Origin of the sequence: Caballeronia calidae (genome assembly GCF_900044055.2) — a bacterium.
GTDB classification, from domain to species: Bacteria; Pseudomonadota; Gammaproteobacteria; order Burkholderiales; family Burkholderiaceae; genus Caballeronia; species Caballeronia calidae.
In genome coordinates, this window is the sequence record NZ_FCOX02000010.1 from 113,917 (window position 1) to 126,110 (window position 12,194).

Here is a 12,194-nt window from a genome sequence, read left to right on the forward strand (position 1 = left end):
GAAGGATTCACCCATGACAGTCGAAATAAAGGCAACTGACACGCTCGTTGTGGGCGCCGGGCAAGCTGGCATCGCCATGAGCGAACATCTGAGCAAGATCGGCGTACCGCATATCGTGCTCGAGCGCGATCGCATCGCCGAACGCTGGCGTACCGGTCGCTGGGATTCGCTCGTCGCCAATGGACCTGCATGGCACGATCGTTTCCCTAATCTCGAGATTGCGGATGTCGATCCCGATGGCTTTGCGGGTAAGGAGCAGGTCGCCGACTACTTTGTCGCCTATGCAAAGAAGTTCGAAGCGCCGATCCGGACCGGCGTGGAAGTGCAGAAGGTCGTGCGCAATATCGGACGGCCGGGTTTTACCGTCGACACGTCTGAAGGAACGATCGAAGCGAACCGCGTAGTGGTTGCGACGGGACCGTTCCAGCGCCCCGTGATTCCCCCGATCGCGCCGAAGAGTGCGGCGCTCACGCAGATTCATTCCGCCGACTATCGCAATCCGCAGCAATTGCCCGAAGGCGGTGTACTGGTTGTCGGCGCGGGATCGTCGGGCGTGCAGATCGCCGATGAATTGCAGCGCGCGGGCCGGCGCGTGTATTTGTCGGTGGGCGCGCATGATCGTCCGCCGCGTGGTTATCGTGGACGCGATTTCTGCTGGTGGCTGGGCGTGCTCGGTGAGTGGGACGCGGAAGTGATGAAGCCCGGCCGCGAGCATGTGACGATCGCGGTAAGCGGCGCGCGCGGCGGCCATACGGTCGATTTCAGGCGCCTCGCGCATCAGGGCATTACGCTCACCGGTCTGACGAAATCGTTCGACGATACGCTCGTCACCTTCGAAGCCGATCTCGCGGATAACATCCGTCGCGGCGACGAGAACTATCTGTCGCTACTCGATGCAGCCGATGCCTATGCGCAACGCAACGGCCTGGACCTTCCCGAAGAGCCCGAGGCGCGCAACATTCCCGATGATCCGGAGTGCATGAAGCATCCGTTGCTCGAACTCGATCTGGCCAGGGAAGGCGTCACGTCGATCATCTGGGCGACGGGTTACGCTGTCGATTTCACCTGGCTTCAAGTCGATGCATTCGACGAAAAAGGCAAGCCGAAACATCAGCGCGGCGTTGCGAAAGAGCCGGGCATCTATTTCCTCGGCCTGCCGTGGCTCTCGCGCCGTGGCTCCGCGTTCATCTGGGGCGTGTGGCACGACGCGAAGCACATCGCGGATCACATCGCCACGCAGCGCAAGTACCACGCTTATTACGACGAGCCGCATCGTCATGTGGACGAGAAGCGCGTGGAAAGCGTCGAGGGTGCGCCCGGCGCATCGCGCATCCACACGGTGAGCGAGATGGGCGTCAACTGATTACCAATCTATCCAGCATCAAGGTGCATTCGATGAGCCAACCTACGCATACCCGTATCCGCATGTTCAACACGAAGGATACGTACCCGAATCAGTCGCTCGATAACGATCTTTGCCAGGCCGTGCGCGCGGGCAATACGGTCTATGTGCGAGGACAGATCGGCACGGATTTCGACGGCAATCTCGTCGGCCTCGGCGATCCGCGCGCACAGGCCGAGCAGGCGATGAAGAACGTCAAGCAGTTGCTCGAAGAAGCGGGCAGCGATTTATCGCATGTCGTCAAGACGACGACCTATCTCACCGACGTACGCTTTCGCGAACCGGTGTATCGCGAAGTCGGCAAGTGGCTGAAGGGCGTGTTTCCGATTTCGACGGGACTGACCGTCGTCGCGCTCGGTCAGCCGGAATGGCTGATGGAGATCGACGTGATCGCCGTCATCCCCGATGGATGGACGAAGCCTCAGGCCTGAACGATATCAAGGAGCGCACATGACTTTTTCCATCGTCGGACGATGTGAGCAGACCGGGCAGCTCGGTATCGCGATCAGTTCATCGAGCATCGCGGTGGGCGCGCGTTGTCCATGGGTGCGAGCGGGCGTCGGCGTGGTCGCGACGCAGAACGTGACGCTGCCCGCGCTCGGCACGCAGATTCTCGACCATATGGAGCGCGCGAAGCTCGATCCCGCCGCGGCGCTCGATCGCGCGCTGCGCGAGAGCGAATGGAGCGAGTACCGGCAGGTCACCGTGGTCGATGCAGAGGGGCGCACCGCGTTCTTCAGCGGCAAGCAGGCGCTCGGGACGTATCACGCGGTCGCGGGCAAGCAATGCGTCGCGGCGGGTAACATGCTCGCGGGCACGCACGTGATCGAGGCGATGATTCCCGCGTTCGAGAACGCGTCGGGTCATCTCGCGGATCGTTTGCTCGCCGCCATGCATGCGGCCATCGCGGCCGGCGGTGAAGCGGGGCCCGTGCATTCGGCGGCGCTGAAGATCGCGGGGGAGCAGAGCTGGCCGCTCGTCGATCTGCGCGTCGACTGGGCGGATGACGATCCCATCGGCAAGCTCGATGGCCTGTGGCTGGCCTATAAGCCGCAGATGCAGGACTACGTGACCCGCGCGTTGAATCCGACCGCAGCGCCGAGCTACGGAGTGCCGGGCGATGAATGACATGACGAGCCGCGATCTGCTCGAACGGCTGATCGGTTTCGCGACAGTCAGCCGCGATCCGAACCTCGCGCTGATCGAGTTCATTCGTGATTACCTCGCGCAATTCGACGTCGAAAGCGAGCTGTTCTACAACGCGGACCGCACGAAGGCGAATCTGTTTGCGACCATCGGACCGCGCGATCGTGGCGGCATCGTGCTGTCGGGTCACACCGACGTCGTGCCGGTAGACGGGCAAGCGTGGACCGTCGATCCGTTCAAGCTGAGCGAGAAGGAAGGGCGGCTCTACGGACGCGGCACGGCCGATATGAAAGGCTATCTCGCATCGGTTCTGGCCGCGGTGCCGCTGTTCGTCGAGCGTGCACTGAAGATACCGGTGCATCTCGCGTTCTCCTACGACGAAGAAGTCGGATGTCTCGGCGTTCGGCCCATGCTCGCGGAACTGGAGAAGCGGACGCACAAGCCGCTGTTGTGTCTCATCGGCGAGCCGACCGGATTGAAACCGGTGCTCGGCCATAAGGGCAAACTCGCCATGCGCTGTCAGGTGAAAGGCGCGCCTTGTCACTCCGCCTATGCGCCGTATGGCGTGAACGCCATTCAGTACGCGGCGCGCCTGATCAATCGCCTGGAAGAATTCGGCGAACGGCTGGCGCAACCCGAGCATCACGACGAGCGATTCGACCCGCCGTATTCGACCGTGCAAACGGGCGTCGTCAAAGGCGGCCGCGCGCTCAACATCGTGCCGGCGGAATGCGAGTTCGATTTCGAAGTGCGCGCGCTGCCGGGCTTCGATGCCAACACGGTCGCCGACGACTTGCATACCTATGCGCAAGCCGAATTGCTGCCGAAGATGCGCGCCGTGAAAGCCAATGTGGACATCCTGCTTGAACCGCTATCCGAATATCCGGGCCTCGCGACCCCGCCCGATAGCGAGGCGGCTCGAATTCTGGCGGTGCTTTGCGGCTCGGACGAGTTCGGTACGGTCGCGTTCGGAACCGAAGGGGGACTGTTCAATCACGCTGGCATTCCGACCGTCGTGTGCGGGCCGGGCAGCATGGATCAAGGGCACAAACCCGACGAATATGTGACGGTCGCACAACTTCGAGACTGCGATTCGATGATGGCGCGCGTCGCGCGGTATGCCGCGGCTGGCGCGGTTTGAAGCCTCCTGTTTTGAACATCCGCTCCGTGTCGAAGGACGCAAGACGGCGGCGCTCAAGCAACGCTACGGGTGCCGATTGCGGATCGAGTGCCTGCCAGGGCGCCATGCCCGGTCGCCAAGACATTCACTTCCGAAACGCTGCGGCTTTTACTTCCTCGGACGCGGGTTGACCCTAGATTTACCCGTGGCATCGTTCGCTATAATCGCGCGGTCAGGCGCTGTGATCCAGCGTCGCGACAGGCAGGAAGGGTTATCCCCCATTCCCTGATCAACGCAATTGCCGTTCCCCACAGGAGACTGGCATGTCAGACCGACTCATCATTTTCGACACCACCTTGCGCGATGGAGAACAGTCGCCGGGTGCGTCGATGACCAAAGAAGAAAAAATTCGCATCGCCCGACAACTCGAGCGCATGCGCGTCGACGTGATCGAAGCCGGCTTCGCAGCGAGTTCGGAAGGCGACTTCCAGGCTATTCGAGCGATCGCGAGCGAAGTAAAGGACAGCATCGTCTGTTCTCTGGCACGGGCGAACGAGCGTGATATTTCGCGAGCCGCCGAGGCGCTGAAGCCGGCCAGCCGTTGCCGCATTCATACCTTCATCGCCACATCCGCGTTGCACATGGAAAAGAAGCTGCGCATGTCGCCTGATCAGGTCTATGAACAGGCGCGGCGCGCAGTGCGTCTCGCGCGCGGTTATACCGATGACGTGGAGTTCTCGCCGGAAGACGGGAGCCGCTCCGACCTCGACTTTCTCTGTCGCGTGATAGAAGGCGTGATCGACGAAGAAGCGACTACCATCAATGTCCCCGATACGGTCGGCTATGCCGTTCCGGATGGCTACGCTGCCTTGATCCGCGAACTTCGCGAACGCATTCCGAATTCTGACCGGGCGGTCTTTTCGGTCCACTGTCACGACGATCTCGGCCTGGCCGTGGCCAACTCACTGGCGGCCGTCAAGTCGGGCGGCGCCAGACAGATCGAATGTGCGATCAACGGCCTCGGCGAGCGAGCGGGCAATACGGCGCTCGAGGAAGTCGTGATGGCAATCAAGACGCGACGGGATGTATTCGGCCTCGATGTGCGCGTGGATACGACTCAGATCGTCGAAGCCTCGCGGCTGGTTTCGGAGATCACCGGGTTCACGGTGCAACCGAACAAGGCGGTAGTGGGCGCCAATGCATTCGCCCATGCATCGGGCATCCATCAGGACGGCGTGTTGAAAGCGCGCGACACCTACGAGATCATGCGCGCTGAAGACGTTGGCTGGAGCGCGAACAGGATCGTGCTCGGCAAGCTGTCTGGCCGAAATGCATTCAAGCAGCGCTTGCAGGAATTGGGAATCGAAATCGGCAACGAAGCTGACCTGAATGCAGCGTTCGTTCGCTTCAAGGCGCTCGCCGATCAGGAAGCCACCGTGTCCGACGACGCGCTCGTCGCTTTGTCGCAACAAGGCAACGTGGTGGATACTACCGGTTCGCAACTCTGACGACGGGCGTCGGCGTGTCATCGCGTACGCCGCTATTGCCGGGCCACGCAGTCGCAATGATGCGGTCCGAAGAAGACATGCCGTCGAAAACGCCCGTCGCAGCGAGACGAACGCCTCCGCATTCGTCTCCTCCCGTTTCAATCTTTCGCGGGTCGCCGCGCGAGTCTGGTGAGACCCGTCCCATCATTGGTCGAATGAAAGTATGAATACTGATATGCCCACACAGTTTGTCGTTTCCCGCAGCGCGACGCCGACTCCGCACGATCAGGTCGTCGCGAGCATTTCAAATCCCGTGTTCGGTCGGGTGTTCACCGATCACATGGCAACGATGCGCTGGACCAACACGCTCGGATGGCACGATGCGAAGGTCGAGCCTCGCCGGCCGTTTCAGATCGATCCCGCTTGCGCCGTGTTGCATTACGCGCAGGAAATCTTTGAAGGCATGAAAGCGTATCGCGGCGAAGACGGCACTATCTCGCTGTTCCGCCCCTTCGAAAATGCCAAGCGGTTTCGCGCCTCGGCAGCGCGTCTTTCCATGGCCGATCTCCCGGAAGCGCTCTTCGTCGAGGCGGTGGAATCGCTCGTCAAGGTAGACCGCGACTGGGTGCCTGGTGGCGATGGCAGTCTCTATCTACGTCCGTTCATGTTTGCCTCCGAGCGCTTCCTCGGTGTGCGCGCGTCACACGAGTACGTGTTCTGCGTCATCGCCTGCCCCGTGGGCCCGTACTTCAAGGCAGGCAAGACGTCGGTTACCGTGTGGGTGTCCGACCGATACACCCGCGCGGCGCCGGGCGGAACGGGTGCAGCCAAATGCGGCGGAAACTATGCTGCCAGCCTGATCGCGCAGACCGAGGCTGCGGCCAAAGGTTGCGACCAGGTCGTTTTTCTCGATGCCGCCGAGCACAAATGGATCGAAGAGATGGGAGGGATGAATCTCTTCTTCGTCATGGACGATGGCTCTCTGGTGACGCCGCCATTGTCCGGCACTATCCTGCCGGGCATCACCCGGGCTTCGATCATCGAGCTTGCCAGGCGTGAAGGCATCGTCGTCAACGAAACGCCCTATGCTTTCGACACATGGCGTGCAGACGCCGCGAGCGGCCGTCTCCGGGAGGCGTTCGCTTGCGGAACCGCTGCTGTCGTCACTGCGGTCGGTGAGGTTCGCCATGCCGCTGGGGAGTTTCAGATCGGCAACGGGGGAGAGGGGCCGGTGACACAACGCATCCGCACGCAGCTGACCGGAATCCAGCGCGGCAAGCTCGCCGATCCTTTCGAATGGGTTTATCGCATCGAATAAAGGCCGATTGCGGCCGGATCGCGCTCGCCCTTTTCGAAGCAGGTGCTTGAGCGTCATGCGTCGCGCACCTTGCTCGCGAGGGCGAGGCGCGTGGCGAGCGTCACATCAGGGATGCGTATCTGTGCCGATAAGGCACCATTGGTGTCGACCTCGCCACGGCGACGTTGTCTCCCACGTCCTGATCGCGCCTTCCACACGATCGCATGTGCCGATCGTTAGCTGGATGTCGTTCGTCACTAAAGGCGTCGCGTGGCGGAAATTCAAGCGAAGGATCTCTCTTTTCAACGGTGACGAGTTGCTATCGAGCAGCGCCGCGATGAATTTCCGGTCCGAAAAGCTATCGATCATGTCCGCATCGGCATAGTACTGAAGCACACCCAGCTCGCCCTGCAGAAAGATACGTCTGTTTTGTATGTGGCCGTTGAGCCATTGGGCGATCGCCTTGTATTCCGCAACCGTACCCCAGTTCGTCTGGATGGGCACACGGTCCATCAAAACGGTCGAGATGAAAGTAGTCCCGACATTGATGGCGACGATGCAAAGGAAGAAGGCCGAATGGAGCTTGACGTTGCTCCGAAGGCGGTTCGACAGCGCGAGACTTCCGATCAGGGTGACAAACGCGGCTTCCGGCGCGTAGTACCAATGATACGGCGGCACGCCGAGTGCGGAATACGCTACGAAATGGGCAACGGTGAAGATTGCCAGAAGGGGAACGACAGGATTTCGGCGGTAATCGAGGTCGGTGATAGCGAGCGGAAGCGCCGCGATCCAAAAAAAGGAAAGCAACGTAGCGATTGGGAAAGAGGAGAGGTAAAGATAAAGCCCCTTGAAATAGCTGTATCCCTCCCAGGACGCCTGGTTTCTTTTCAAGAAGAAGGTGTCCGGGACGACCGATCCAAGGTATGTCCACGAGAAGATCGACCACGCGAGAAAAACGGTCGCGGCCGGCAGAATAAAGACAAGTCCGCGCCAGTCTCGACGGTACAGCAGCATGGCTAAAACGACAAAGCCCGCCAACGCGCCTTCCGGACGGGTCATATAAAGCATGCCAACAAGGAATCCGGTCGAGACGAACCGCCTTTCGGCGAAGGTTATGCAAAGCCCAAGAAGGACGATCAGAAAAAGATAGCTTTCCAGTCCGAGTGTTGAAACGAGCAGCGGATTGCTGAACAACAACGCGGTCGCGATGACGGGCCAATCGCTCTTTGCGTCGACGAGTTGGCCGATTCTCCGCAGGGAAAAATATGTCACGAATATCAAGGTGACATTGAAAAAATAGAGTGCCGCGGTCGGAGAGCGAAAGATGATCGCGAAAATGCTCAGAAGAATGATATCCAGAGCAGACGTTGCCGCATTGGACAGGTGATCGGCCGCCATGCCCCAGACGTGATACTTCGTGAGCGTTCTGACATAGGCCAGTGTTATATACGAGTCGTCAATGTACCTTCCATTGAATAGTGTGGCATAGATGAATGGAGTAGGAAGAAGTAACGCGGTTCTGATCGACGACTTATTGCTCGGGGCGTTCGAATGGTTCATTGTCATGTAACCAGGCGATATGGGCGTTTGAGTGCGATCGGAAAAGAGCCGTCATGTCATTCCTGCAACGGGGCGTAACGCAAAGTTAGCACGATAGTGGTCCTGACAGGCTGCGGGCGGTGCGTGCGCACATCTCGTGCAGTGTCACGGACCGGGCGACAAGGCGAGGTTTTTTGTAGTGACGGATTACTTTGCGACGGCGGGCCGGGTGCATCATGCCGCGACCGCTGACCGTGCGCGCTGCGCGAGCGGTCAGCGCCGGTGCTCGCGCACTATCCACGCGGCATCGGTGACGATTCGAACTTAATCGAACTTATTCGAACTCAGGAAGGATGTTTCTCTTTCTCACTGGCGTGAGGGGGCGCAGCATGCCATCCTGAGCATGCTCAGGCAGCCGGTCGATAGCTGTTCGGTGCGTTGATGATGTTTCGCGGCGTCCCCTGAACATAGGCGCTGATGTTGTCCATGAGTTGATCGGCGAGCGTCTGAATTGCTTGCTCGCTTGCCCAGGCGATATGAGGCGTGAGTATGAAGGCCGGATGATCCAGAATTTCATGCAGCGGATTGTCGTCCGGAAGCGGTTCCCGAGTAACGACATCGAAACCGGCGCCGGAAATCAGGCCATCTTTCAGAGCACGAACCAATGCCGGCTCATTGACGAGTCCACCACGCGCCGTGTTGATGAGAAGCGGGTGCTGCTTCATCCGTGCGAACTCGGCATCGCCGATGAGGTCACGCGTCTGTTCGTTGAGCGGGCAATGGAGCGAGATGATGTCGGACTCCTCGAGCACTTTTTCGAAGGGGGTGTAAAGCATGCCCATGTCGCCGCGCCCCTTGAATGCCGAGAAAAGCACCTTCAGCCCCAGTGCTCTGCCCATATCCGCGGTGGCCCTTCCCAATGCGCCATCACCGATGATGCCGAGCGTCGAACCCGCCAGATCCTTGATGGGGTAGTCGAAAAAGCAGAACTGCCCGGACGCCTGCCAGCGCCCCGCTTGCACCGCCGCACGATAAGCAGTCAGACTTCGGCGAAGTGCAAAGATCAGCGCGAACGTGTGCTCCGGCACCGTGTGCACGGCGTAGTTGCGGACGTTGCAAACCGATATGCCCGCTTCGTTGCAGGCGCCCGTGTCGACGTTATCGGAGCCGGTCGCGGCGATCGCGATCAGCTTCAGCTTCCTCGCTTGAGCGATCACGTCGCGGCTGAGCTTCACTTTGTTGGTGATGACGATATCGGCATCGCGAACGCGGTCGAGCGCTTCCTCAGGCTTCGTGGACTCGAAGACTTGCAACTCGTGACTGAACGGCAGGTGCTTCAGACGCGTGTTCGAAGGAATAGTCGATCGGTCGAGAAAAACGACGCGCAGAGGCGAGGATGAAGAAGTCATTTTGTATCGCTTGGATGAATAGGTAAGGATGCGGGTCGCGAACTCACGAAGCCGGGCATGGGCTGATTCCAATCCGAATGTTCCTTTGATTAATCATCGCGCGGCCCGAGGGCAAGCTGGCTCTTGAATGTTTCGCGATCGAGAGCCTTCTCCCATTTCGCGACGACGATCGTCGCGATGCCATTGCCGATGACGTTGATCAGCGCGCCACCTTCCGAGATGAATCGATAGATACCCAGCACCAGCACCAGGCCTGCGACGGGGATGCCGGGCACGGAGCTGAGCGTCGCCGCCAGCACGATGAACGCGCCGCCGCTGACGCTCGCCGCGCCCTTGGACGTGAGCAGCAGAACGAGCAGCAGCGTGAGTTGATGGCCGATACTGAGCGTGCTGTCCGTGGCCTGCGCAATGAAGATGGCGAGCACGGTCATGTTGATGCAACTGCCATCCAGGTTGAAGGAATATCCGGCGGGCACGACCAGACCGACGACGGACTTCTCGCAGCCGAGCTTCTCCAGCTTCGCCATGAGCCGGGGCAGCGCCGACTCCGACGAAGACGTGCCGAGGACGAGAAGCAGCTCTTCGCGGATGTAGCGCAGAAAGGCGATCAAACTGAATCCCGCGAGTCTGCACACCGCGCCGAGCACCACGAAGACGAAGACGAGTCCGGTCAGGTAGTAGGTCAGCAGAAGCTGCCCATATGAACTCAGCGAGACCACGCCGTACTTGCCGATCGTGAATGCGATCGCGCCGAACGCGCCGATGGGCGATACATACATCACGATGCGGACCATGTTGAAGAACGTGCTCGCGCCGGCGTCGATGACCGAGAGCAGAGGCTTGCCTCGTTCGCCGAGCATCTGAAGCGCGAACGCGAAGATGATCGAGATGAACAGCACCTGCAGGATGTCACCTTCCGCGAACGCGCCGAAGACGGTCGTCGGAATGATGTGCGACAGAAACCCGACGACGCTCTGGTCGTGAGCGGCTTTCGTATAGGCAGCGATGGACGACACGTCGAGCGTGCGCGGGTCGATATGCATGCCGCTGCCCGGCTTCATGATGTTCACTGCGATCAGGCCGATGGCGAGCGCCAGCGTCGTCATCGCCTCGAAGTAGATCAGCGACTTCATGCCGACGCGCCCCACCGACTTGATGTCGTTCATGCTCGCGATGCCGTGCACCACCGTGCAGAAGATCAGCGGCGCGATCATCAGCTTGATGAGCTTCAGAAAGTTGTCGCCGAGCGGCTTCATCGCTTCGCCGGCGGCGGGATAGAAGTGCCCCAGCAGGATGCCGAGGACCACTGCGATCAGGACCTGGATGTACAGATGCTCGAACCACCGCTTGCGCGGGCGAGGGATGGCTTGCGTCTCGACCGACGCTTCCGTTGCGATGCTCATGCTTTGTCTCCTGCAATGTTCGATCGGGTCGGCTTATGCGCCGTTCACCGCTTCAGTTCGATATAAGGGTTCGAGGCGGACATGCCGTCCCGACGCAACGCGCCGTGCATACGCCGCGTGACGAAGAAGAGAATCGTCAGGGCCACGACACCGAAGGCGGCGATCAGCTGCAGGCCGCCGTTGAAGCTGCCGGTCGCATCCTTGATGAGCCCGACAGCGTACGGATTGACGAATCCCGACAGATTGCCGAGCGAATTGATGAGCGCGATACCCGCTGCGGCGGCAGCCGGTCCGAGCAGGCGAGGTGCCACGACCCAGAAGACGGGCAGCGCCGAGAACACGCCGAAGCTCGCCACGCACAGCAGCGCGAGCTTGAGCACGGGCGCGGCGACGAGCGTCGATCCCGCAAGTCCGATGGCGGCCAGTGCCAGCGGAAACAGGAGATGGAATCGACGCTCGTCGGTGCGATCGGAATGACGGCCCCACAGAATCATGCCCGCCGCGCCCGCGACGAACGGCAGCGCGCTGACATAACCCACTTGCTGGATGCTGAGATCGAACGCGCGCACGATCTGCGGCAGAAAGAAGCTCAGCCCGTAATTGAAGCCGGTCACGCCGAAGTAGGCGAGCGCGGTCAGCAGGATCACGGGACTCTTCAGCAAATTGAGCATGCCGTGTTCGACGGCCGTCGCGCGGCTCGCGCGCTCGGCGGCCAGCGTCGATTCGAGCCAGGCGCGTTCGTTGTCGTCGAGCCATTCGGCGTCCTTCGGTGTATCGCGCAAAACGCGCAGCACGACGAAGGCGAGCACGAGCGAGGGCAACGCTTCGAGCAGGAACATGATCTGCCAGCCCGCGAGGCCGAGCCATCCGTGCAGGCTCATCAGATAGCCGGATAGCGGCGAGCCGATGACGCTGGCGAGCGGCATCGCGGCCATGAAGCCGCCGATCACGCGTGCGCGGTACGTCGCCGGCACCCACAGCGTCAGGAAGAACACGACGCCCGGAAAGAAGCCCGCTTCCGCCGCGCCGAGCAGCACGCGCACGACATAGAACGACCACTCGCCCTGCACGAATGCGGTCGCCGCCGAGCAGAGTCCCCACGTCAGCATGATGCGTGCGATCCAGCGCCGCGCGCCCACGCGTTCCAGCAGTATGTTCGACGGCACTTCGAAAACGAAATAGCTGACGAAGAAGAGTCCCGCGGCAAGCCCGAAAGCCGATGCGGAAAGACCGAGATCGCGGTTCATCGTGAGCGCGGCGAAACCGACGTTCACGCGATCCAGAAAGGCCACCACGAAGCAGATGGTGAGAAGGGGCGCGAAGCGGCGCAGTATCTTGCGCATCGTTCGCGATTCGATGTCGTTCATGCTCGTCTCCTGCATGTGTCGATG

The 12,194-nt window shown here is 60.7% G+C and carries 9 protein-coding genes and 1 pseudogene; 6 read left to right on the forward strand and 4 right to left on the reverse strand.

Annotation, left to right across the window (positions count from 1 at the left end):
* Nucleotides 1–13: 13 nt before the first annotated feature.
* From AWB78_RS12315 to AWB78_RS12340, 6 genes and pseudogenes are all read left to right on the forward strand, one after another.
* The gene (locus AWB78_RS12315) at nt 14–1,363 is read left to right on the forward strand and encodes a flavin-containing monooxygenase (protein WP_062604858.1); all 1,350 of its coding nucleotides are present in this window, start codon (nt 14–16) and stop codon (nt 1,361–1,363) included.
* Nucleotides 1,364–1,395: 32 nt separating this feature from the next.
* Nucleotides 1,396–1,833 carry a RidA family protein gene (locus AWB78_RS12320; protein WP_062604859.1) on the forward strand — a complete coding sequence of 146 codons (438 nt, stop codon included), beginning with the start codon at nt 1,396–1,398 and terminating at the stop codon, nt 1,831–1,833.
* 19 nt (nt 1,834–1,852) lie between these two features.
* Nucleotides 1,853–2,530: a DUF1028 domain-containing protein gene (locus AWB78_RS12325; RefSeq protein WP_062604860.1), complete on the forward strand. Its 678-nt coding sequence runs from the start codon at nt 1,853–1,855 to the stop codon at nt 2,528–2,530.
* Complete coding sequence (gene argE / locus AWB78_RS12330; RefSeq protein ID WP_062604861.1) at nt 2,523–3,689, forward strand: acetylornithine deacetylase; 1,167 nt, start codon at nt 2,523–2,525, stop codon at nt 3,687–3,689. The genes AWB78_RS12325 and argE overlap by 8 nt, the downstream gene beginning before the upstream one ends.
* A gap of 302 nt (nt 3,690–3,991) precedes the next feature.
* A pseudogene (locus tag AWB78_RS12335) lies at nt 3,992–5,131 on the forward strand (2-isopropylmalate synthase); the annotation flags it as partial.
* A gap of 247 nt (nt 5,132–5,378) precedes the next feature.
* Nucleotides 5,379–6,473, forward strand: a complete 1,095-nt coding sequence (locus tag AWB78_RS12340) for a branched-chain amino acid aminotransferase (RefSeq protein WP_062604862.1) — start codon at nt 5,379–5,381, stop codon at nt 6,471–6,473.
* Between the two features lie 105 nt (nt 6,474–6,578).
* On the opposite strand, the gene AWB78_RS12345 is transcribed toward AWB78_RS12340, so the two are convergent.
* The 4 genes from AWB78_RS12345 to AWB78_RS12360 form a co-directional block, all read right to left on the reverse strand.
* A complete protein-coding gene (locus tag AWB78_RS12345) occupies nt 6,579–8,012 on the reverse strand; it encodes a glycosyltransferase family 87 protein (RefSeq protein WP_198399257.1) in 1,434 nt (477 codons plus the stop codon).
* Between the two features lie 386 nt (nt 8,013–8,398).
* On the reverse strand, nt 8,399–9,400 hold the full coding sequence (locus tag AWB78_RS12350; protein WP_062604864.1) for a D-2-hydroxyacid dehydrogenase: 1,002 nt from the start codon (nt 9,398–9,400) through the stop codon (nt 8,399–8,401).
* An 89-nt stretch (nt 9,401–9,489) separates the two neighbouring features.
* Entirely contained in the window at nt 9,490–10,803 is a 1,314-nt protein-coding gene (locus tag AWB78_RS12355; protein ID WP_062604865.1) for a dicarboxylate/amino acid:cation symporter, read from the reverse strand.
* A 44-nt stretch (nt 10,804–10,847) separates the two neighbouring features.
* The gene (locus AWB78_RS12360) at nt 10,848–12,170 is read right to left on the reverse strand and encodes an MFS transporter (RefSeq protein ID WP_082883302.1); all 1,323 of its coding nucleotides are present in this window, start codon (nt 12,168–12,170) and stop codon (nt 10,848–10,850) included.
* Between the last annotated feature and the right edge of the window lie 24 nt (nt 12,171–12,194).

Coding starts and splice junctions, on each gene's coding strand:
- AWB78_RS12315 (WP_062604858.1), top strand. CDS start 14: ATGACAGTCGAAATAAAGGCAACTGACACGCTCGTTGTGGGCGCCGGG.
- AWB78_RS12320 (WP_062604859.1), top strand. CDS start 1,396: ATGAGCCAACCTACGCATACCCGTATCCGCATGTTCAACACGAAGGAT.
- AWB78_RS12325 (WP_062604860.1), top strand. CDS start 1,853: ATGACTTTTTCCATCGTCGGACGATGTGAGCAGACCGGGCAGCTCGGT.
- argE (WP_062604861.1), top strand. CDS start 2,523: ATGAATGACATGACGAGCCGCGATCTGCTCGAACGGCTGATCGGTTTC.
- AWB78_RS12340 (WP_062604862.1), top strand. CDS start 5,379: ATGAATACTGATATGCCCACACAGTTTGTCGTTTCCCGCAGCGCGACG.
- AWB78_RS12345 (WP_198399257.1), bottom strand. CDS start 8,012: ATGAACCATTCGAACGCCCCGAGCAATAAGTCGTCGATCAGAACCGCG.
- AWB78_RS12350 (WP_062604864.1), bottom strand. CDS start 9,400: ATGACTTCTTCATCCTCGCCTCTGCGCGTCGTTTTTCTCGACCGATCG.
- AWB78_RS12355 (WP_062604865.1), bottom strand. CDS start 10,803: ATGAGCATCGCAACGGAAGCGTCGGTCGAGACGCAAGCCATCCCTCGC.
- AWB78_RS12360 (WP_082883302.1), bottom strand. CDS start 12,170: ATGAACGACATCGAATCGCGAACGATGCGCAAGATACTGCGCCGCTTC.